Below are 18288 nucleotides of genomic sequence, written 5' to 3'. Positions count from 1 at the left end.
ATCATGAGCCGATCAACGGATGCATCCTTTTTTGTTCAAACAGCCTATACTTTGCGTGCAGTATGGGCGGATTTATGGCAACGTAAATTTGGCACGCTGCTTACGATTTTGGTGATTGCTGTATCTCTGACGATCCCAACCGTGAGCTATTTAATGTGGAAAAATTTACATTTAGCGACCACTCAATTTTATCCTGAAAGTGAATTGACGATTTATCTTCATAAAAATTTAAGTGAGGAAGACGCGAATTTAGTGGTAGAGAAAATCCGTCAACAAGAGGGAGTGGAATCACTGAATTATGTCTCTCGCCAAGAAAGTTTAAAGGAATTTAAAAGCTGGTCTGGTTTTGGTGAAGAATTAGAAATTCTGGATGATAATCCATTACCTGCAGTCGTCATGGTAAAACCGACAAGCGAATTTAATGTTTCAGAAAAACGTGATGAGTTACGTACCAATTTAAATAAAATTAAAGGCGTGCAAGAAGTTCGCTTGGATAACGATTGGATGGAAAAATTAACCGCACTTTCTTGGTTAATCGCCCATGTGGCAATTTTCTGTACGGTATTAATGACGATAGCGGTATTTTTAGTTATTGGTAACAGTATTCGCTCTGATGTGTATAGTAGCCGATCAAGTATTGATGTGATGAAATTGCTTGGTGCAACAGATCAATTTATCCTTCGTCCTTATCTTTATACAGGGATGATTTATGCCCTGTTGGGTGGGTTAGTTGCAGCAATTTTTAGTAGCTTTATTATCAGCTATTTTACTTCTGCAGTGAAATATGTAACGGATATTTTTGCCGTCCAATTCAGTTTGAATGGATTAGTCGTTGGCGAATTTGTATTCTTATTAGTGTGCTGTTTAATTATGGGATATGTTGGTGCGTGGATTGTAGCAAAACGACATATTACGCTATTAGATAACCATCAATAATTTTAATATGCTAAGTGCGGTGATTTTTCTCAGTGTTTTTCGATGAGAAAATACGGCGATAAATGACCGCACTTTTTATTTGCTTTGAATAAATCCCTTGCAATTTGTTTAACTTTTGTGTAGTATCTGCGAGCTCTCAATGTGAAAGCCGTTTAATGTAATCATTTATTAAACGAGCATGACGATATGTCACGCTAAACAATGTTTCCGATTTGGAGACTATATAACAGGTAACTTGCACCTCCTTTTCTATTTTGAAGTTAGAATTGTGATTGGTGTTAGTTTTTTATTAGCTAAATTTTATTGGAGCTCTGGTCTAATGCAGAACCAAAGAATCCGTATCCGCTTAAAAGCTTTCGATCACCGTTTGATCGATCAATCTACTGCGGAGATCGTAGAAACAGCTAAACGTACTGGTGCACAAGTTCGTGGTCCAATTCCTTTACCAACTCGTAAAGAGCGTTTCACCGTGTTGATTTCTCCACACGTAAACAAAGACGCACGTGACCAATACGAAATTCGTACTCACAAACGTTTAGTAGATATCGTAGAGCCAACAGAAAAAACTGTTGATGCATTAATGCGTTTAGATTTGGCTGCCGGCGTGGACGTGCAGATCAGCCTAGGTTAATTAAGAGGTTATTACAATGATTGGTTTAGTCGGTCGTAAAGTTGGTATGACCCGTATCTTCAATGAAGACGGCGTGTCAGTACCAGTTACCGTTATCGAAATTGAAGCCAACCGCGTAACTCAAGTTAAAACTCTTGAAAACGATGGCTATACTGCAGTTCAAGTTACTACTGGTTCTAAAAAAGCGAATCGTGTAACTAAACCTGAAGCAGGTCATTTCGTGAAAGCAGGTGTTGAAGCTGGTCGCGGTTTATGGGAATTTCGTACTGAAGGTGAAGAATTCACTTTAGGTCAAGAAATCAATGTTGACATCTTTGCAGATGTTAAAAAAGTAGATGTTACTGGTACTTCTAAAGGTAAAGGTTTCCAAGGTGGTGTTAAACGTTGGAACTTCCGTACTCAAGATGCGACTCATGGTAACTCTTTATCACATCGTGTACTTGGTTCTATTGGTCAAAACCAAACTCCAGGTCGTGTGTTTAAAGGTAAAAAAATGGCAGGACATTTAGGTGCTGAGCGTGTAACCGTTCAATCACTTGAAGTTGTTCGTGTAGATGCTGAGCGTAAATTGCTATTAGTAAAAGGTTCTGTACCTGGTGCTATCAATGGCGATGTTATCGTTAAGCCAGCAGTTAAAGCATAAGTCTAGGAGATAGAGATGGAATTACAAGTTGTAGGTGCAAACGCACTAACTGTTTCTGAAACTACCTTCGGACGTGAGTTTAACGAAGCGTTGATCCACCAAGTTGTTGTTGCTTATGCAGCAGGTGCGCGTCAAGGTACTCGTGCGCAAAAAACTCGTGCTGAAGTGTCTGGTTCAGGTAAAAAACCTTGGCGTCAAAAAGGTACAGGTCGTGCTCGTGCTGGTGATATCAAATCACCAATCTGGCGTTCTGGTGGTATAACCTTCGCGGCTAAACCACAAGATCACAGCCAAAAAGTGAACAAGAAAATGTACCGTGGTGCTATCAAAAGCATTCTTTCTGAATTAGTTCGTCAAGACCGTTTGGTTGTTGTTGAAAAATTCGAATTAGATGCACCAAAAACTAAAGTTTTAGTACAAAAATTAAAAGATTTAGCAGTTGAAGATGCATTAATTATCACAGCAAGTTTAGATGAAAATCTATTCTTAGCAGCGCGTAACTTATACAAAGTTGATGTACGTGATGTTCAAGGTATCGATCCAGTTAGCTTAATCGCTTTCGATAAAGTGATTGTTACTGTTGACGCTGTGAAACAAATTGAGGAGATCCTAGCATGAGTCAAGAACGTTTGCTAAGCGTGCTACGTGCACCGCACATCTCTGAAAAAGCAACTAACAATGCTGAAAAATCTAACACTGTTGTACTTAAAGTTGCTTTAGATGCGAACAAAGCTGAAATTGCTGCTGCTGTTGCTCAATTATTTGAAGTAAAAGTTGACTCTGTTCGTACCGTGGTTGTTAAAGGTAAAACTAAACGCCGTGGTAGCAAAATGGGTCGTCGCAGCGACTGGAAAAAAGCTTATGTAACTTTAGCCGAAGGCCAAAACTTGGACTTCGTGGACAGTGCAGAGTAATCGGAGGAAATTAGAGAATGGCTATCGTTAAATGTAAGCCGACCTCCGCTGGTCGTCGTCACGTTGTTAAAATCGTGAACCCTGAATTACACAAGGGTAAACCTTACGCACCTCTTCTAGATACTAAATCTAAAACTGGTGGTCGTAACAACTATGGTCGTATTACTACTCGTCACATTGGTGGCGGTCACAAACAACACTACCGTTTAATCGATTTCAAACGTAACAAGTTAGACATCCCAGCGGTTGTTGAGCGTTTAGAATATGATCCAAACCGTTCTGCTAACATTGCTTTAGTGCTTTATAAAGATGGTGAACGCCGTTATATCTTAGCACCTAAAGGTCTGTCAGTAGGCGATCAAATCCAAGCTGGCGTAAACTCACCAATTAAAGTGGGTAACTCATTACCAATGCGTAATATTCCAGTTGGTTCAACAGTACATAACGTTGAATTAAAACCAGGTAAAGGCGGTCAAATCGCTCGTTCTGCTGGTGCTTATGTACAAATCATCGCACGTGAAGGCAACTATGTAACTTTACGTTTGCGTTCAGGCGAAATGCGTAAAGTATTAGCTGAATGTGTTGCTACAATCGGTGAAGTTGGTAACTCAGAACATATGCTTCGCGTATTGGGTAAAGCTGGTGCTAACCGCTGGAGAGGTATTCGCCCTACAGTTCGTGGTACTGCAATGAACCCAGTAGATCACCCGCACGGTGGTGGTGAAGGTCGTAACTTTGGTAAACACCCAGTAACTCCTTGGGGCGTTCAAACCAAAGGTAAGAAAACTCGTCACAACAAACGTACTGATAAATATATCGTACGTCGTCGTGGCAAATAATAGATTAAATTAAAGAGGATTAGCCATGCCACGTTCTCTCAAGAAGGGTCCTTTCCTTGACCTACACTTGTTGAAGAAGGTAGAGAAGGCGGTGGAAAGCGGGGATAAAAAACCAATCAAAACTTGGTCCCGTCGTTCAATGATCATTCCATCAATGATCGGATTGACCATCGCAGTCCATAATGGTCGTCAGCACGTTCCTGTTTATGTATCTGATGAAATGATCGGTCATAAGCTTGGTGAATTTGCACCGACTCGTACATACCGCGGTCACGCGGCAGATAAGAAAGCTAAGAAATAAGAGGTAAATAGATGGAAACTATCGCAAAACATCGTTACGCTCGCACTTCTGCCCAAAAAGCTCGCTTAGTTGCCGATTTAATTCGTGGTAAAAAAGTTGCGCAAGCATTAGAAATTTTAACTTTCACTAACAAAAAAGCTGCGGCTTTAGTGAAGAAAGTTTTAGAATCAGCTATTGCAAACGCAGAGCACAATGACGGTGCAGATATCGATGATCTTAAAGTTGCTAAAATCTTCGTTGATGAAGGTCCTAGCATGAAACGTGTTATGCCACGTGCTAAAGGTCGTGCAGATCGTATTTTAAAACGTACTAGCCACATTACTGTGGTTGTGTCAGATCGTTAATAAGTAGAGGAATAGCAATGGGTCAAAAAGTACATCCACATGGTATTCGCCTAGGTATTGTTAAACCTTGGAGCTCTACTTGGTTCGCGAATACACAAGACTTCGCTGACAATCTTGAAGGCGATTTCAAAGTACGCAAATTCTTAAATAAAGAATTAGCAAATGCTTCAGTTTCACGTATTACTATTGAGCGTCCAGCTAAAAGTATTCGTGTAACTATTCACACAGCTCGTCCTGGTATCGTAATTGGTAAAAAAGGCGAAGATGTTGAAAAATTACGTAACGCAGTGTCTAAAATCGCTGGCGTTCCTGCTCAAATCAACATTGCTGAAGTGAAAAAACCTGAATTAGATGCGAAATTAGTTGCAGATAGCATCGCTTCTCAATTAGAACGTCGTGTAATGTTCCGTCGTGCAATGAAACGTGCGGTACAAAGCGCAATGCGTTTAGGTGCTAAAGGTATCAAAGTTGAGGTTAGCGGTCGTTTAGGTGGTGCAGAAATCGCACGTTCAGAATGGTATCGTGAAGGTCGCGTACCTCTACATACTCTTCGTGCGGACATCGATTATAACACTGCAGAAGCTCATACAACTTACGGCGTAATCGGCGTTAAAGTGTGGATCTTCAAAGGTGAAATTCTTGGTGGAATGGCTGCCGTTGCGCAATCAGAACAACAACCTGCCGACAAGCCTAAAAAGGCTCCTCGCGGTAAAGGTCGTAAGTAAGGAGAAACGCTAAATGTTGCAACCAAAACGTACAAAATTCCGTAAAGTTCACAAAGGCCGCAACCGTGGTATCGCGGGCGGTACTGAAGTTAGTTTCGGTACTTACGGTTTAAAAGCAGTTGGTCGTTGTCGTTTAACCGCTCGTCAAATCGAAGCGGCACGTCGTGCAATGTCACGTGCAGTAAAACGTCAAGGTAAAATCTGGATTCGTGTATTCCCAGATAAACCAATTACTGAAAAACCATTAGAAGTCCGTATGGGTAAAGGTAAAGGTAACGTTGAGTACTGGGTAGCCTTAATCCAACCGGGTAAAGTGCTTTATGAAATGGATGGTGTGTCTGAAGAAGTAGCAAGAAACGCATTTGCATTAGCAGCTGCTAAATTGCCAGTTAAGACCACTTTCGTAACTAAGACGGTGATGTAATGAAAGCTCAAGATTTACGTACAAAAAGTGTTGAAGAGCTGAATGCTGAATTAGTAAACCTTTTAGGTGAACAATTCAAGTTGCGTATGCAGACAGCCACCGGTCAGCTTCAACAAACCCATCAGGCTAAACAAGTGCGTCGTGATATTGCACGTGTAAAAACTGTATTAACCGAAAAGGCGGGTGAGTAATGACTGATAAAATTCGTAGCGTACAAGGTAAAGTTGTTAGCGACAAAATGGAAAAATCTTTCGTTGTTGCTATTGAGCGTAAGGTAAAACACCCTTTATATGGTAAATTTATCCGTCGTACAACTAAATTACACGTACACGATGAGAACAATGAAGCCAAAGTTGGTGATACCGTAGAGATTCGCGAATGTCGCCCTCTATCAAAAACCAAATCTTGGACTTTAGTTCGTGTTGTTGAGAAAGCAGTTATTGCTTAATTAATAACAAAGAGTAATAAAATAAAAGCCAATAGTGTAAATCTATTGGCTTTTTTGTTTTTAAAGTGCGGTTAAAATTCAAGGAATTTTAACCGCACTTTTTCTTTCAGTAAGTCAATTTCGCAAAGAAGTATACTTCTTTTAGGTGTTATTGACATAACACCTAAACAAACACTGATAAAAATATTTTTAATAATGGTAGCGGAGAAGATTATGCCAAAAATTTCATTATCGAGTAAATGGTCTTGTGATGGACGTGAGCTAAAACCTAAATCGGGTGGTAGTTCTAGTGATGTTTGGGTTTTAAGTGGTAAAGAAATTAAACCTAAATATATTGGTACTTCTAAAGATGTCTGGGTATGGGATGGGCGAGAATTAAAGCCAAAATATGTTGTTCGCCCTGGTGATATCTGGGTTGTAGATGGAGATAAAATTAAGCCTAAAGTTAGCGCATCATCTAATAATACCTATGAACTAAATGGTAACGCTATCCTAGTTGCATTTGGTCAAGTTGTTTTAAAACTTTGGTAATCTGGAGCTAGTTATGTCTAAACAAATTAGAAGTTGTGCAATTTATAAAGATTTAATTATTGAATCTGCTGAAGATTATACTGTTACTATCAGATGTCGTGACAGAAAAACACGAAGCATGTTAAGAGAAATTTCTGAAGATCTTGGTTTTGAATATTCTGATGAGTGGAATACTCGTTATTTTGGCCATCGATTGATTAATTTTATCAACGGCGTTGATACCCGTAGAGAAACTACAAAACTCTCAGAGGATAAATTCCCAGAAGAACTTATCTCAGATACTGATACTACAGAGTATATTTCTGATGAGGATTGGGAATGGTGGTGTGGATTATCAGATACACTAAAATATATTGTGTTATGGAATATTAAAGATGAATTTCTTGATGAAGACCATGGCCTAACTCCTGAATATGATGATTTAAGTCAGGAAATTTCTACAGAACTAGATCTTTATGACAGAAATGGTGCAATCGCTTTCTATTTGAAAGATTATATTGTAGGTGTGCATTTCTCAGATGGTAATTTTGAACCTGGAATAACTCATAAATTTGTCATTCCGGATAATGTGTATAATATTAGAGAGTTGCCTAAATTGTCACATATTAAGCAATTATCTTCATTATCGTTCCATGGTTGGGGGGGCGGTTTTGGTTCGGAGGAAATTGATTTGCTTACTCAAATTCCTCAACTGAAAGAACTTGATCTTACTACTAATAGTGTTTCTGGAGATGCTCTAGAAAAATTATCCTCGTTGACTAATTTAAGAACTCTTTCTTTACCATATTCGGGGGATTGGAGTGCTGATGAGTGTAGTATTTTAGCCGCATTAGGTGATAAATTACCAAATTGTGTAATTAATCTACATGTTGGTACTTATGAGGATATTAGTAATCTTGCTGCATTAAAAAACCTCAATGTATCATCACTTTCATTCAGAGATTGGGATGAGTCTGTAAAAGAAGATATAATAGATTTGATAATTTCATTCTCTAGTATTAAAGAATTAGACCTTTCTGGTAATAAAGTAGATATTCAATTATTAGCTAAATTAGCATCTTTGCCTAATTTAAGCACCCTTTATTTAGAAGATACTAAGAATTTTGACTACTACAGCATAGAACCTGATAGTGATGAGTGTAATCAACTTCAAAGTGCATTACCAAATTGTAAAATTCGGTATAGCATATAATAAGTTAGATTTATGATTGACTGACTTTATAAATAACACCGTGTGTAATACATGCGGTGTTTATTATTTTTAATGTGGAATAGCAAGTATATAGAAAGAAATATTACCTATTCGTTTTGCTGTTCCCATATTTAAATAAATTTCAAGTATTGGAGAAAATGTGGAAAAGTCTTTACCTCCTAAACCCTGTTTTTTAGAAGTTAATAAATATCTAAATGAATGGAAAAATCTTGAAGGTTATACTTCACAAGAAGAGGCATTAAATAAACTTTTTCTAGAATTATTACCTGGAAATTCTGAAATAGCTGATATTTTATTAAAGGCATCATGTTTAAATGATTTTTATAGCACAAGAATATTTGCTATTTATCCTGTGGCAAAACGTATTTTAAGTGTTAAAGATCTAGATAAACGTTTAAAGGCTGGTGATATCAAATTAGTTCGTGAATTAGGAAACGTAAAGATTGGTGATAACAAGAGGTATTTTTATTCTTTTGCGACTAAATATTGTAGTCATCATAATCCAATTGATTTCCCAATTTATGATAGCTATGTGGAGCAAGTTCTCCTCCATTTTAATAAAGTAGATAAATTTTCAGCGTTTAAAAGGAAAGATTTAAAAAATTACAGAAAATTTAAAGAGGTTTTGATAGATTTTCAAAGATTTTATAAATTAGAAAGATTTAGTTTAAAAGAACTCGATCGGTATCTTTGGCTTTTAGGCAAGGAAATTTTCCCAAAATCTAAAAACTGATGAATTTATCTAAGGTAAGAGAAGAGAGCATTTCATTTTTGCTGCAGTTTATTTTTCATTCGATAAATTTTTGAGAGGATGAGGATATTTTTATAATTCTAAAAGTGCGGTAAATTTTAACTGGATTATTTAGCAAATAGATCAATAAGAGGAAGGTAAATTATCATTGCCTTTCTCTTTTTCTTTTGATAAAATCCGCCACCTATCCGCCATTCTATCTGAATAGTGTGGATGGGTTCGTCCCGAAAGGGTGTTTTTTTAATCTTAACGGAGCACTAATATGATCCAAGAACAGACTATGCTGGATGTTGCTGATAATTCAGGCGCTCGCAGCGTAATGTGTATCAAGGTTCTAGGTGGATCGCACCGTCGTTATGCTGCGATTGGTGACATCATCAAAATTACTGTAAAAGAAGCAATTCCACGCGGTAAAGTAAAAAAAGGTGATGTATTAAAAGCAGTTGTTGTGCGCACCAAGAAGGGTGTTCGTCGCCCAGATGGCTCAGTTATTCGTTTCGATGGTAACGCTTGTGTAATTTTAAATAATAACACTGAGCAACCAATCGGTACTCGTATTTTTGGACCAGTGACTCGTGAACTTCGTTCTGAGAAATTCATGAAGATCATTTCTTTAGCTCCAGAAGTACTGTAAGGGGAATGTAATGGCTGCTAAAATCCGTCAAAATGATGAAGTAATTGTTCTTACTGGTAAAGATAAGGGCAAACGTGGTAAGGTAACTAAAGTGTTACCAAACGGTAAAGTGTTTGTTGAAGGTATCAACATTATTACTAAACATGAAAAACCAGTTCCTGCATTAGGAAAAGCTGGTGGTTTAGTGAAAAAAGAAGCTGCAATTGACGCTTCAAATGTTGCGATTTTCAATCCTAAAACGAATAAAGCTGACCGTGTAGGTTTTAGATTCGAAGACGGCAAAAAAGTACGTTTCTTCAAATCTAACAATGAAATTATCTAATAAACTGGAGTAATGCGATGGCGAAACTGCATGATTACTACAGAGATCAAGTAGTAAGCGAATTAAAAAATAAATTCGGCTACAAATCTGTCATGCAAGTCCCACGAATCGAAAAGATTACCCTGAATATGGGTGTGGGTGAAGCATTGACCGACAAAAAATTGCTAGACAACGCAGTAGCGGACTTAGCAGCAATCAGCGGTCAAAAACCTTTAGTAACTAAAGCTCGTAAATCTGTTGCTGGCTTTAAAATCCGTCAGGGATATCCAATCGGTTGTAAAGTAACACTACGCGGTGAGCGTATGTGGGAGTTCTTTGAACGTTTAATTACAATTGCTGTTCCACGTATTCGTGACTTCCGCGGTTTAAGCGCGAAATCATTCGATGGTCGTGGCAACTATAGCATGGGTGTGCGTGAACAAATCATCTTCCCTGAAATCGATTACGATAAAGTAGATCGTGTACGTGGTTTAGATATCACTATCACAACTACTGCTAAGAATGATGAAGAAGGTCAAGCACTACTTGCTGCCTTTAATTTCCCATTCCGTAAATAAGGCAGGTTATAATGGCTAAACAATCAATGAAAGCACGCGATGTAAAACGCGTTAAATTGGCTGAAAAATTCTACGCAAAACGTGTTGAATTAAAGAAAATCATTTCTGATGTCAATGCCTCTGATGAAGATCGTTGGGATGCAGTGTTAAAGTTACAAACTTTACCACGTGATTCTAGCCCATCTCGTCAACGTAACCGTTGCCGCCAAACTGGACGTCCTCATGGCGTTTTACGTAAGTTTGGTTTAAGCCGAATTAAGGTTCGTGAAGCTGCAATGCGCGGTGAAATCCCAGGCCTTAAAAAAGCGAGCTGGTAATATACCACTTTATTTTGGAATCGGAGAAAAAGTACAATGAGTATGCAAGATCCAATCGCAGATATGCTGACCCGTATTCGTAACGGTCAAGCTGCGAACAAAGTTGCAATCAATATGCCTTCTTCCAAGCTAAAAGTGGCAATTGCCAACGTATTAGCTGCTGAAGGTTATATCGAAAGCGTAAAAGTTTTAGAAGGTGCTAAACCTGAATTGGAAATTACTTTAAAATATTTCCAAGGCAAACCAGTTGTAGAAAGCATCCAACGTGTAAGTCGCCCAGGTCTTCGTATTTACAAACGTAAAGATGAATTACCAAAAGTTATGGGCGGTTTAGGTGTTGCAGTTGTTTCTACATCTAAAGGTGTTATGACTGACCGCGCTGCTCGTCAAGCAGGTTTAGGCGGTGAGATCATCTGTTACGTAGCTTAATAGAGAGGTAGGAAAATGTCTCGTGTTGCAAAGGCACCTGTTAATATTCCTGCCGGAGTTGAAGTTAAACTCGACGGTCAGCTATTAACAGTAAAAGGTAAAAATGGCGAGTTATCTCGCAAAATTCATGAATCAGTTGAAGTAAAACAAGATAACGGACAATTTACGTTCACTCCACGTGAAGGTTTTGTTGAAGCAAATGCTCAATCGGGTACTGCACGTGCATTAGTTAATGCAATGGTTATCGGTGTTACTGAAGGTTTCACTAAAAAATTAGTATTGGTGGGTGTAGGTTACAGAGCTCAACTTAAAGGTAATGCAATTGCATTAAGTTTAGGCTATTCTCACCCAGTAGAGCACACTTTGCCGGCAGGTATTACTGCAGAATGTCCATCTCAAACCGAAATCGTGTTGAAAGGTGCAGACAAACAGTTGATCGGTCAAGTTGCAGCAGATATTCGTGCTTATCGCCGTCCTGAGCCTTATAAAGGTAAAGGGGTACGTTACGCTGATGAAGTGGTACGTATCAAAGAGGCTAAGAAGAAATAATTAAGGTAACACTATGGATAAGAAATCAGCTCGTATCCGTCGTGCAGCTCGTGCACGTCATATGATGAGAGAGCAAGGTGTAACTCGTTTAGTTATTCACCGCACTCCACGTCATATTTATGCACAAGTTATTGCACCAAACGGTTCAGAAGTGCTTGCCGCTGCTTCAACTGTTGAGAAAGCAATTCGTGAGCAAGTAAAATACACCGGTAATAAAGATGCTGCTGCTGCAGTAGGTAAAGCTGTTGCAGAACGCGCATTAGCAAAAGGCGTTCAAGCTGTTGCTTTTGATCGTTCCGGTTTTAAATATCATGGTCGTGTCCAAACTTTAGCGGACGCTGCACGTGAAGCTGGTCTACAGTTCTAATGAGGTAAATTGAGATGTCAAACATCGAAAAACAAGTTGGTGAACTGCAAGAGAAGCTAATCGCAGTAAACCGTGTATCAAAAACTGTAAAAGGTGGTCGTATTATGAGTTTCACTGCATTAACTGTGGTGGGCGATGGTAATGGCCGAGTAGGTTTTGGTTATGGTAAAGCACGCGAAGTTCCAGCAGCGATCCAAAAAGCAATGGAAAAAGCACGTCGTAATATGATTAACGTTGCTTTGAATGAAGGTACATTACAGCATCCAGTTAAAGGTGTTCATACTGGTTCACGTGTATTTATGCAACCTGCAAGTGAAGGTACAGGTATCATCGCTGGTGGTGCAATGCGTGCAGTATTGGAAGTTGCAGGTGTACGCAACGTTCTTTCTAAAGCGTATGGTTCTACCAATCCAATTAACGTTGTTCATGCAACTATTGATGCATTAGCAAACATGAAATCACCAGAAATGGTTGCTGCAAAACGCGGTAAAACTGTTGATGAAATCTTGGGGTAATGAATAATGGCTAAAACTATTAAAGTAACACAAGTTCGTAGCTCAATTGCTCGTTTACCGAAGCATAAAGCTACCTTGCGTGGTCTTGGTCTTCGCCATATGCACCACACTGTTGAGTTAATTGATACGCCTGCAGTACGTGGTATGATTAACCAAGTTTCATACATGGTTAAAGTGGAGGAGTAAGAGATGCGTTTAAATACTCTATCTCCGGCTGAAGGTGCAAAGCATAGCGCTAAACGCCTCGGTCGTGGTATTGGTTCAGGTTTAGGCAAGACTGGTGGCCGTGGTCATAAAGGTCAAAAATCTCGTACTGGTGGCGGTGTTCGTCGCGGTTTCGAAGGTGGTCAAATGCCGTTATACCGTCGTTTACCAAAATTTGGTTTTACTTCAATGAAAGCTGCAGTAACTGCAGAAGTTCGTTTGAATGAATTAACCAAAGTTGAAGGTAATGTAGTAACCTTAGAAACATTAAAAGCAGCAAATATCTTAACTAAAGATATCAAATTCGCTAAAGTAGTTTTAGCGGGTGAAGTGAAATCTGCAGTAACAGTTCGTGGTTTGCGTGTAACTAAGGGTGCAAAAGCAGCAATTGAAGCTGCTGGCGGTTCAGTTGAGGAATAATTAGCAAATGGCTAAACAACCAGGTTATCAAGCAAGAAGTACTAATAGCGGTAAAGGTGAATTAAAAAGCCGATTACTTTTCGTTTTAGGTGCGCTTATCGTTTACCGAATTGGTTCTTTCATTCCGGTTCCTGGTATTGATGCGGCTGTGCTAGCTCAATTAGTTGAACAACAAAAAGGCACCATCATTGACATGTTTAACATGTTCTCTGGTGGTGCATTAAGCCGTGCATCTATCTTAGCATTAGGTATTATGCCGTATATCTCGGCATCTATTGTAATTCAGTTGCTTGCAACGGTTTCTCCTGCTTTAGCAGAATTAAAGAAAGAAGGTGCTGCTGGTCAACGTAAAATTTCTAAGTATACTCGGTATGCGACAGTTGTTTTTGCAACCATTCAGGCAGTAGCTATTTCAACAGGTTTACCAAATATGTTACCTGGCTTAGTGCCAAACGTTGGATTTGGTTTTTACTTCACTTCAGTTGTTAGCTTAGTAACTGGAACTATGTTCCTCATGTGGTTAGGTGAACAAATTACTGAAAGAGGTATTGGTAACGGTATTTCAATTCTTGTTTTTGGCGGTATCGTAGCTGGTTTACCATCGGCTATACTTCAAACTATTGAGCAGGCTCGTCAAGGACAGATGCATCCATTAGTGCTTCTTCTTATCGCAGCTATTGTATTTGCAGTAACTTATTTCGTTGTTTTTGTTGAAAGAGGACAGCGTAGAATTCGCGTTGAATATGCAAAGCGTCAACAAGGTCGTCAAATTTTAGGTGGTCATTCGACACATTTACCATTGAAAGTAAATATGGCAAACGTAATGCCGGCAATTTTTGCCTCAAGTATTATTTTATTTCCTGCTACCTTAACTCAATGGTTTGGACAAAATGATAAGTTTGAGTGGTTAAATAACTTATCTATGCTGTTGAATCCGGGTCAACCTCTTTATTTGCTTGTTTATGCTGTAGCAATTATTTTCTTTAGCTTCTTTTACACTGCAATGCAGTATAATCCGCGAGATACAGCAGATAATCTAAAAAAATCTGGTGCATTTATTCCAGGAATTAGGCCAGGGGAACAGACATCTCGTTATATTGATAAAGTTATGACTCGTCTTACACTAATTGGCGGTCTTTATGTAACGTTTGTGTGTTTAGTTCCTTATATTATGACATCGGCTTGGGATGTTAAATTTTACTTCGGTGGAACATCTCTTTTAATTGTAGTCGTTGTAATTATGGATTTCATCGTGCAGGTTCAGAGTCACTTAATGTCGTCTCAATATGAGTCTGCGTTGAAAAAAGCAAACCTTAAAGGTTTTGGACAATAATTGTTCATTTAGTAGATAAAGGATAAGCAATGAAAGTTCGTGCTTCGGTAAAGAAAATGTGTCGTAACTGTAAAATTGTTAAACGTGAAGGTGTTGTACGTGTATTGTGCAGCGATCCTAAACATAAACAACGTCAAGGTTAATTCATATTTTTTCTTGCAAAGAACCAGTTGAGCAGTTATACTGCTCAACTCATTTATGTCCTTGGTATTCTGTTTGAGTATCCTGAAAACGGGCTTTTCAAGATCAGAATACCAAATTAGTTAAAATAATAGGAGTGCATAGTGGCCCGTATTGCAGGCATTAACATTCCTGATCACAAACACGCTGTAATCGCTTTAACTGCAATTTACGGTATTGGTAAGACTCGTTCAAAAGCTATTTGTGCTGCAGCGGGTATTGCTGAAGATGTTAAGATCAGAGAATTGTCTGAAGAGCAGATTGACAAACTGCGTGACGAAGTTGGTAAATTTACCGTTGAAGGTGATTTACGTCGTGAAGTAACACTAAACATCAAACGTCTTTTAGACTTAGGTTGTTATCGTGGTTTACGTCACCGTCGTAGTTTACCGGTACGTGGTCAACGTACTAAAACTAATGCGCGTACCCGTAAGGGTCCACGTAAGCCGATCAAAAAATAGTCGGGGTAAATAAAGAATGGCTAAAACACCAGTTCGTGCACGTAAACGTGTAAAAAAACAAGTCGTAGATGGCGTAGCACATATTCACGCATCTTTCAATAATACAATCGTTACTATTACTGACCGTCAAGGTAACGCTCTAGCATGGGCGACTGCAGGTGGTTCAGGTTTCCGTGGTTCTCGTAAATCTACCCCGTTCGCTGCGCAAGTTGCTGCTGAACGTTGTGCTGAAATTGTTAAAGAATTCGGCTTAAAGAACTTGGAAGTTATGGTTAAAGGTCCGGGTCCAGGTCGTGAATCTACAATTCGCGCGTTAAACGCAGCGGGTTTCCGTATCACGAATATTACTGATGTGACTCCGATTCCTCATAACGGTTGTCGTCCACCGAAAAAACGTCGTGTTTAAGACGTATATAGGATAGTTGGAGAAAGAAAATGGCAAGATATTTGGGTCCAAAACTCAAGCTCAGCCGTCGTGAAGGTACTGATTTATTTCTTAAATCAGGCGTGCGCGCGATTGATTCAAAATGTAAAATTGATACAGCACCTGGTCAACATGGTGCTCGTAAACCGCGTTTGTCTGACTATGGTAGTCAATTACGTGAAAAACAAAAAGTTCGTCGTATCTATGGTATTTTAGAACGTCAATTCCGTAACTACTATAAAGAAGCAAACCGTTTAAAAGGTAACACTGGTGAAAATTTATTAGTGTTATTAGAAGGTAGATTGGATAACGTTGTTTATCGCATGGGATTTGCTGCAACTCGTGCAGAAGCTCGCCAATTAGTGAGCCATAAAGCGATTGTTGTAAATGGTCGTGTTGTTAACATTCCATCTTTCCAAGTTTCAGTAAATGATGTTGTTGCTGTTCGTGAGAAATCTAAAAAACAAGCACGTATTAAAGCGTCATTAGAATTAGCAGAACAAAGAGAAAAACCAACATGGTTAGAAGTTGATTCTGCAAAAATGGAAGGTGTGTTCAAACGTGTTCCTGAACGTTCTGATTTATCAGCAGATATTAACGAACATCTGATCGTTGAGCTTTACTCCAAATAATAGTTAAGCTTAAAAGCAAAGAGAGGATAAAATGCAGGGTTCTGTTACAGAATTTTTAAAACCACGTTTAGTAGATATTGAACAAATTAGTTCAACTCATGCTAAAGTGATCTTAGAGCCGTTAGAGCGTGGTTTTGGCCATACTCTAGGTAATGCATTACGTCGTATCCTTCTGTCTTCAATGCCAGGTTGTGCTGTAACTGAAGTGGAAATTGATGGCGTATTGCACGAATATAGTAGTAAGGAAGGTGTTCAAGAAGATATTCTTGAAGTTCTTTTAAACCTTAAAGGTCTAGCGGTTAAAGTACAGAATAAAGATGATGTTATTCTGACACTAAATAAATCTGGAATTGGCCCTGTTGTTGCAGCGGATATCACCCATGATGGTGATGTTGAAATTGTGAATCCGAATCATGTAATCTGTCACTTAACTGACGAAAATGCATCAATTAGTATGCGTATTCGTGTTCAACGTGGTAGAGGATATGTTCCAGCTTCAGCTCGTACACATAGCCAAACTGAGGAGCGTCCAATCGGTCGTTTATTAGTGGATGCTTGTTATAGCCCTGTAGATCGCATTGCATACAATGTAGAAGCAGCGCGTGTAGAACAACGTACGGACTTAGATAAGCTTGTTATTGAGTTAGAAACTAATGGTACGCTTGAGCCTGAAGAAGCAATTCGTCGTGCAGCAACAATTTTAGCAGAACAACTCGATGCATTCGTTGATTTGCGTGATGTTCGTCAACCTGAAGTTAAGGAAGAAAAACCGGAATTTGATCCGATTTTACTACGTCCTGTAGATGATTTAGAGTTGACAGTTCGTTCTGCTAACTGTTTGAAAGCAGAAACAATTCATTATATCGGTGATTTAGTACAACGTACAGAAGTTGAATTATTAAAAACACCTAATCTTGGTAAGAAATCTCTTACTGAAATTAAGGATGTGCTCGCTTCACGTGGCTTGTCACTTGGTATGCGCCTTGAAAATTGGCCACCAGCAAGTATTGCTGAAGACTAGTTTGGTCATAGGTTAAGATTTTTCTGAGAAGGATAAGATCATGCGCCATCGTAAGAGTGGTCGTCAACTAAACCGTAATAGCAGCCATCGCCAAGCGATGTTTCGTAACTTAGCAAGTGCTTTAGTTAGTCATGAAATCATTAAGACTACTTTGCCTAAAGCTAAAGAATTACGCCGTGTAGTTGAACCGTTAATTACATTAGCAAAAGTAGATAGCGTTGCAAACCGTCGTTTAGCATTCGCTCGTACTCGCAACGTTGAAACTGTTGCAAAATTATTTAATGAATTAGGTCCACGTTTTGCTCAACGTGCAGGTGGTTACACTCGCATTTTGAAATGTGGTTTCCGTGCAGGCGATAATGCACCAATGGCATACATTGAGTTAGTTGATCGCCCTGAAGTTGCTGAAGCAGCTACTGAGGAATAAAAATCAATTCAAAGGAAAAGCTCACTTTATAGTGAGCTTTTTTATTTTATATGTAAGTAAAAAGAGCTTTATTTACTGAAATATTATTTGGATAGATAGCCCAAAACCATAATCTTGAATTTAAGAGCAGATTCTTAAATGCCTTGTATTTTTGTCTAGAATTCCTTGTTTCTTTAATTCTTGACTAATACGAATAGCAGTTTCTGTTTCGCATCCACAAAATTCAGCTACTTCTCGGTAGGTCCAAGGATAATCGGGATAACTTTCAGTTAAATTTTCAATTGCATCAATTATACGTTCGTAGCTTCGTTTATAGGCTGTATTACTTACTCGGTGTTCTGCGTCATATAATTCATTCGAAAGTTGTTTCATAAGATAGCAGGAAAAATCAGGATTATTTGCGATAAAAGTAGTGTGATTTCCAGGAAATATACGAATAATATCTGCTTCTAGTAACACCTTTGCACTACAATGATAAGTTGTTTCACTAAAGATTGTTCTAAACCCAAAATACTCGTTAGCATGATAAAGTCGAATCAAGGTTTCTTTACCATTTTCTAAGCTATGATAAAGTCCAACCAGCCCCCGTCTTAAAAAATAAAATTCTTTAGGTTTTTCACCTTGAGTATAAATTAAACTGTTTTTCCCTAGTGTTTTACTTTCAGAAATAATGCATTGGTGTAAGTTTTGAGGTAAGTAAGGTGATGAGCTTGACATAAATATCCTTTTAATACATAAACAACTTTAGGTTACTATACAAATTTCTGTTTTTATCTGCTATAAGCAAGTTTTAAAA

Annotated in this window: 33 protein-coding genes; 32 read left to right on the top strand and 1 reads right to left on the bottom strand. The window is 38.6% G+C overall.

The features are described from left to right. The first annotated feature begins 3 nt into the window (after window positions 1-3). The 32 genes from ftsX to rplQ all read left to right on the top strand — a co-directional run bounded on the left by ftsX (window position 4) and on the right by rplQ (window position 17492). Window positions 4-936 (top strand): permease-like cell division protein FtsX, encoded by a 933-nt coding sequence (gene ftsX / locus DV424_RS02710; RefSeq protein ID WP_118858973.1) that lies wholly within the window; start codon window positions 4-6, stop codon window positions 934-936. Window positions 937-1255: 319 nt separating this feature from the next. Continuing rightward, the gene (gene rpsJ / locus DV424_RS02705; protein WP_001181005.1) at window positions 1256-1567 is read left to right on the top strand and encodes a 30S ribosomal protein S10; all 312 of its coding nucleotides are present in this window, start codon (window positions 1256-1258) and stop codon (window positions 1565-1567) included. Between the two features lie 16 nt (window positions 1568-1583). Continuing rightward, entirely contained in the window at window positions 1584-2210 is a 627-nt protein-coding gene (gene rplC, locus DV424_RS02700; protein WP_005632753.1) for a 50S ribosomal protein L3, read from the top strand. Window positions 2211-2225: 15 nt separating this feature from the next. Then, window positions 2226-2828, top strand: coding sequence for a 50S ribosomal protein L4 (rplD, locus tag DV424_RS02695; RefSeq protein WP_005625901.1), 603 nt, complete (start codon window positions 2226-2228; stop codon window positions 2826-2828). Continuing rightward, the gene (gene rplW, locus DV424_RS02690; RefSeq protein ID WP_005625900.1) at window positions 2825-3124 is read left to right on the top strand and encodes a 50S ribosomal protein L23; all 300 of its coding nucleotides are present in this window, start codon (window positions 2825-2827) and stop codon (window positions 3122-3124) included. The genes rplD and rplW overlap by 4 nt, the downstream gene beginning before the upstream one ends. A gap of 17 nt (window positions 3125-3141) precedes the next feature. Next, window positions 3142-3963 (top strand): 50S ribosomal protein L2, encoded by an 822-nt coding sequence (rplB, locus tag DV424_RS02685; protein WP_005625898.1) that lies wholly within the window; start codon window positions 3142-3144, stop codon window positions 3961-3963. Window positions 3964-3988: 25 nt separating this feature from the next. Next, window positions 3989-4264, top strand: a complete 276-nt coding sequence (rpsS, locus tag DV424_RS02680; RefSeq protein WP_005539416.1) for a 30S ribosomal protein S19 — start codon at window positions 3989-3991, stop codon at window positions 4262-4264. Between the two features lie 11 nt (window positions 4265-4275). Then, window positions 4276-4608: a 50S ribosomal protein L22 gene (rplV, locus tag DV424_RS02675; protein WP_005625897.1), complete on the top strand. Its 333-nt coding sequence runs from the start codon at window positions 4276-4278 to the stop codon at window positions 4606-4608. A gap of 17 nt (window positions 4609-4625) precedes the next feature. After that, window positions 4626-5333: a 30S ribosomal protein S3 gene (gene rpsC / locus DV424_RS02670; RefSeq protein WP_005625894.1), complete on the top strand. Its 708-nt coding sequence runs from the start codon at window positions 4626-4628 to the stop codon at window positions 5331-5333. Between the two features lie 13 nt (window positions 5334-5346). Further along, on the top strand, window positions 5347-5757 hold the full coding sequence (gene rplP / locus DV424_RS02665) for a 50S ribosomal protein L16 (protein ID WP_005625890.1): 411 nt from the start codon (window positions 5347-5349) through the stop codon (window positions 5755-5757). Further along, the gene (gene rpmC / locus DV424_RS02660; RefSeq protein WP_005625888.1) at window positions 5757-5948 is read left to right on the top strand and encodes a 50S ribosomal protein L29; all 192 of its coding nucleotides are present in this window, start codon (window positions 5757-5759) and stop codon (window positions 5946-5948) included. The genes rplP and rpmC overlap by 1 nt, the downstream gene beginning before the upstream one ends. Next, window positions 5948-6205, top strand: a complete 258-nt coding sequence (rpsQ, locus tag DV424_RS02655; RefSeq protein ID WP_005625886.1) for a 30S ribosomal protein S17 — start codon at window positions 5948-5950, stop codon at window positions 6203-6205. Before rpmC ends, rpsQ begins: the two co-directional genes overlap by 1 nt. A gap of 213 nt (window positions 6206-6418) precedes the next feature. Continuing rightward, window positions 6419-6736 carry a hypothetical protein gene (locus DV424_RS02650; protein ID WP_118858972.1) on the top strand — a complete coding sequence of 106 codons (318 nt, stop codon included), beginning with the start codon at window positions 6419-6421 and terminating at the stop codon, window positions 6734-6736. Window positions 6737-6749: 13 nt separating this feature from the next. Then, the gene (locus DV424_RS02645; protein WP_118858971.1) at window positions 6750-7928 is read left to right on the top strand and encodes a leucine-rich repeat domain-containing protein; all 1179 of its coding nucleotides are present in this window, start codon (window positions 6750-6752) and stop codon (window positions 7926-7928) included. 160 nt (window positions 7929-8088) lie between these two features. Continuing rightward, a complete protein-coding gene (locus tag DV424_RS02640) occupies window positions 8089-8682 on the top strand; it encodes a hypothetical protein (RefSeq protein ID WP_118858970.1) in 594 nt (197 codons plus the stop codon). 280 nt (window positions 8683-8962) lie between these two features. Beyond that, window positions 8963-9334 carry a 50S ribosomal protein L14 gene (gene rplN, locus DV424_RS02635; protein ID WP_005548786.1) on the top strand — a complete coding sequence of 124 codons (372 nt, stop codon included), beginning with the start codon at window positions 8963-8965 and terminating at the stop codon, window positions 9332-9334. A 10-nt stretch (window positions 9335-9344) separates the two neighbouring features. Continuing rightward, window positions 9345-9656, top strand: coding sequence for a 50S ribosomal protein L24 (gene rplX / locus DV424_RS02630; protein WP_005635734.1), 312 nt, complete (start codon window positions 9345-9347; stop codon window positions 9654-9656). Window positions 9657-9673: 17 nt separating this feature from the next. Next, window positions 9674-10213, top strand: coding sequence for a 50S ribosomal protein L5 (gene rplE / locus DV424_RS02625; RefSeq protein ID WP_005625881.1), 540 nt, complete (start codon window positions 9674-9676; stop codon window positions 10211-10213). An 11-nt stretch (window positions 10214-10224) separates the two neighbouring features. Then, on the top strand, window positions 10225-10530 hold the full coding sequence (gene rpsN, locus DV424_RS02620; RefSeq protein WP_005625879.1) for a 30S ribosomal protein S14: 306 nt from the start codon (window positions 10225-10227) through the stop codon (window positions 10528-10530). Between the two features lie 36 nt (window positions 10531-10566). Next, a complete protein-coding gene (gene rpsH, locus DV424_RS02615; RefSeq protein WP_005632761.1) occupies window positions 10567-10959 on the top strand; it encodes a 30S ribosomal protein S8 in 393 nt (130 codons plus the stop codon). A gap of 15 nt (window positions 10960-10974) precedes the next feature. Continuing rightward, on the top strand, window positions 10975-11508 hold the full coding sequence (gene rplF / locus DV424_RS02610; RefSeq protein WP_005625876.1) for a 50S ribosomal protein L6: 534 nt from the start codon (window positions 10975-10977) through the stop codon (window positions 11506-11508). 13 nt (window positions 11509-11521) lie between these two features. Next, on the top strand, window positions 11522-11875 hold the full coding sequence (gene rplR, locus DV424_RS02605) for a 50S ribosomal protein L18 (RefSeq protein ID WP_005625873.1): 354 nt from the start codon (window positions 11522-11524) through the stop codon (window positions 11873-11875). A 14-nt stretch (window positions 11876-11889) separates the two neighbouring features. After that, window positions 11890-12390, top strand: a complete 501-nt coding sequence (gene rpsE, locus DV424_RS02600; RefSeq protein WP_118858969.1) for a 30S ribosomal protein S5 — start codon at window positions 11890-11892, stop codon at window positions 12388-12390. A 6-nt stretch (window positions 12391-12396) separates the two neighbouring features. Next, entirely contained in the window at window positions 12397-12576 is a 180-nt protein-coding gene (rpmD, locus tag DV424_RS02595) for a 50S ribosomal protein L30 (RefSeq protein ID WP_005543631.1), read from the top strand. A gap of 3 nt (window positions 12577-12579) precedes the next feature. Beyond that, window positions 12580-13014, top strand: a complete 435-nt coding sequence (rplO, locus tag DV424_RS02590) for a 50S ribosomal protein L15 (protein WP_118858968.1) — start codon at window positions 12580-12582, stop codon at window positions 13012-13014. Window positions 13015-13021: 7 nt separating this feature from the next. Then, on the top strand, window positions 13022-14347 hold the full coding sequence (gene secY / locus DV424_RS02585; RefSeq protein ID WP_005625869.1) for a preprotein translocase subunit SecY: 1326 nt from the start codon (window positions 13022-13024) through the stop codon (window positions 14345-14347). A gap of 29 nt (window positions 14348-14376) precedes the next feature. Next, on the top strand, window positions 14377-14490 hold the full coding sequence (gene rpmJ / locus DV424_RS02580; RefSeq protein WP_005625868.1) for a 50S ribosomal protein L36: 114 nt from the start codon (window positions 14377-14379) through the stop codon (window positions 14488-14490). Window positions 14491-14631: 141 nt separating this feature from the next. Next, window positions 14632-14988: a 30S ribosomal protein S13 gene (rpsM, locus tag DV424_RS02575; protein ID WP_005625867.1), complete on the top strand. Its 357-nt coding sequence runs from the start codon at window positions 14632-14634 to the stop codon at window positions 14986-14988. A 16-nt stretch (window positions 14989-15004) separates the two neighbouring features. After that, on the top strand, window positions 15005-15394 hold the full coding sequence (gene rpsK / locus DV424_RS02570; protein WP_005543603.1) for a 30S ribosomal protein S11: 390 nt from the start codon (window positions 15005-15007) through the stop codon (window positions 15392-15394). A gap of 29 nt (window positions 15395-15423) precedes the next feature. Then, a complete protein-coding gene (gene rpsD / locus DV424_RS02565) occupies window positions 15424-16044 on the top strand; it encodes a 30S ribosomal protein S4 (protein ID WP_005625866.1) in 621 nt (206 codons plus the stop codon). A gap of 31 nt (window positions 16045-16075) precedes the next feature. Further along, complete coding sequence (locus DV424_RS02560; RefSeq protein ID WP_118858967.1) at window positions 16076-17065, top strand: DNA-directed RNA polymerase subunit alpha; 990 nt, start codon at window positions 16076-16078, stop codon at window positions 17063-17065. 40 nt (window positions 17066-17105) lie between these two features. Next, entirely contained in the window at window positions 17106-17492 is a 387-nt protein-coding gene (gene rplQ / locus DV424_RS02555; RefSeq protein ID WP_005635737.1) for a 50S ribosomal protein L17, read from the top strand. A gap of 120 nt (window positions 17493-17612) precedes the next feature. Here rplQ and DV424_RS02550 read toward each other — a convergent pair whose 3' ends face one another. Beyond that, on the bottom strand, window positions 17613-18209 hold the full coding sequence (locus tag DV424_RS02550; RefSeq protein WP_046942409.1) for a Crp/Fnr family transcriptional regulator: 597 nt from the start codon (window positions 18207-18209) through the stop codon (window positions 17613-17615). Window positions 18210-18288: the final 79 nt, after the last annotated feature.

This window comes from Haemophilus haemolyticus (genome assembly GCF_003493605.1).
GTDB classification, from domain to species: Bacteria; Pseudomonadota; Gammaproteobacteria; order Enterobacterales; family Pasteurellaceae; genus Haemophilus; species Haemophilus haemolyticus_J.
The sequence above is the reverse complement of the archived record's forward strand: the minus strand, read 5'-3'. Positions and strand labels throughout refer to the sequence as shown.

Excerpts from the sequence above, each read along its gene's own strand:
- ftsX (WP_118858973.1), top strand. The coding sequence starts at position 4 with ATGAGCCGATCAACGGATGCATCCTTTTTTGTTCAAACAGCCTATACT.
- rpsJ (WP_001181005.1), top strand. The coding sequence starts at position 1,256 with ATGCAGAACCAAAGAATCCGTATCCGCTTAAAAGCTTTCGATCACCGT.
- rplC (WP_005632753.1), top strand. The coding sequence starts at position 1,584 with ATGATTGGTTTAGTCGGTCGTAAAGTTGGTATGACCCGTATCTTCAAT.
- rplD (WP_005625901.1), top strand. The coding sequence starts at position 2,226 with ATGGAATTACAAGTTGTAGGTGCAAACGCACTAACTGTTTCTGAAACT.
- rplW (WP_005625900.1), top strand. The coding sequence starts at position 2,825 with ATGAGTCAAGAACGTTTGCTAAGCGTGCTACGTGCACCGCACATCTCT.
- rplB (WP_005625898.1), top strand. The coding sequence starts at position 3,142 with ATGGCTATCGTTAAATGTAAGCCGACCTCCGCTGGTCGTCGTCACGTT.
- rpsS (WP_005539416.1), top strand. The coding sequence starts at position 3,989 with ATGCCACGTTCTCTCAAGAAGGGTCCTTTCCTTGACCTACACTTGTTG.
- rplV (WP_005625897.1), top strand. The coding sequence starts at position 4,276 with ATGGAAACTATCGCAAAACATCGTTACGCTCGCACTTCTGCCCAAAAA.
- rpsC (WP_005625894.1), top strand. The coding sequence starts at position 4,626 with ATGGGTCAAAAAGTACATCCACATGGTATTCGCCTAGGTATTGTTAAA.
- rplP (WP_005625890.1), top strand. The coding sequence starts at position 5,347 with ATGTTGCAACCAAAACGTACAAAATTCCGTAAAGTTCACAAAGGCCGC.
- rpmC (WP_005625888.1), top strand. The coding sequence starts at position 5,757 with ATGAAAGCTCAAGATTTACGTACAAAAAGTGTTGAAGAGCTGAATGCT.
- rpsQ (WP_005625886.1), top strand. The coding sequence starts at position 5,948 with ATGACTGATAAAATTCGTAGCGTACAAGGTAAAGTTGTTAGCGACAAA.
- DV424_RS02650 (WP_118858972.1), top strand. The coding sequence starts at position 6,419 with ATGCCAAAAATTTCATTATCGAGTAAATGGTCTTGTGATGGACGTGAG.
- DV424_RS02645 (WP_118858971.1), top strand. The coding sequence starts at position 6,750 with ATGTCTAAACAAATTAGAAGTTGTGCAATTTATAAAGATTTAATTATT.
- rplN (WP_005548786.1), top strand. The coding sequence starts at position 8,963 with ATGATCCAAGAACAGACTATGCTGGATGTTGCTGATAATTCAGGCGCT.
- rplX (WP_005635734.1), top strand. The coding sequence starts at position 9,345 with ATGGCTGCTAAAATCCGTCAAAATGATGAAGTAATTGTTCTTACTGGT.
- rplE (WP_005625881.1), top strand. The coding sequence starts at position 9,674 with ATGGCGAAACTGCATGATTACTACAGAGATCAAGTAGTAAGCGAATTA.
- rpsN (WP_005625879.1), top strand. The coding sequence starts at position 10,225 with ATGGCTAAACAATCAATGAAAGCACGCGATGTAAAACGCGTTAAATTG.
- rpsH (WP_005632761.1), top strand. The coding sequence starts at position 10,567 with ATGAGTATGCAAGATCCAATCGCAGATATGCTGACCCGTATTCGTAAC.
- rplF (WP_005625876.1), top strand. The coding sequence starts at position 10,975 with ATGTCTCGTGTTGCAAAGGCACCTGTTAATATTCCTGCCGGAGTTGAA.
- rplR (WP_005625873.1), top strand. The coding sequence starts at position 11,522 with ATGGATAAGAAATCAGCTCGTATCCGTCGTGCAGCTCGTGCACGTCAT.
- rpsE (WP_118858969.1), top strand. The coding sequence starts at position 11,890 with ATGTCAAACATCGAAAAACAAGTTGGTGAACTGCAAGAGAAGCTAATC.
- rpmD (WP_005543631.1), top strand. The coding sequence starts at position 12,397 with ATGGCTAAAACTATTAAAGTAACACAAGTTCGTAGCTCAATTGCTCGT.
- rplO (WP_118858968.1), top strand. The coding sequence starts at position 12,580 with ATGCGTTTAAATACTCTATCTCCGGCTGAAGGTGCAAAGCATAGCGCT.
- secY (WP_005625869.1), top strand. The coding sequence starts at position 13,022 with ATGGCTAAACAACCAGGTTATCAAGCAAGAAGTACTAATAGCGGTAAA.
- rpmJ (WP_005625868.1), top strand. The coding sequence starts at position 14,377 with ATGAAAGTTCGTGCTTCGGTAAAGAAAATGTGTCGTAACTGTAAAATT.
- rpsK (WP_005543603.1), top strand. The coding sequence starts at position 15,005 with ATGGCTAAAACACCAGTTCGTGCACGTAAACGTGTAAAAAAACAAGTC.
- rpsD (WP_005625866.1), top strand. The coding sequence starts at position 15,424 with ATGGCAAGATATTTGGGTCCAAAACTCAAGCTCAGCCGTCGTGAAGGT.
- DV424_RS02560 (WP_118858967.1), top strand. The coding sequence starts at position 16,076 with ATGCAGGGTTCTGTTACAGAATTTTTAAAACCACGTTTAGTAGATATT.
- rplQ (WP_005635737.1), top strand. The coding sequence starts at position 17,106 with ATGCGCCATCGTAAGAGTGGTCGTCAACTAAACCGTAATAGCAGCCAT.
- DV424_RS02550 (WP_046942409.1), bottom strand. The coding sequence starts at position 18,209 with ATGTCAAGCTCATCACCTTACTTACCTCAAAACTTACACCAATGCATT.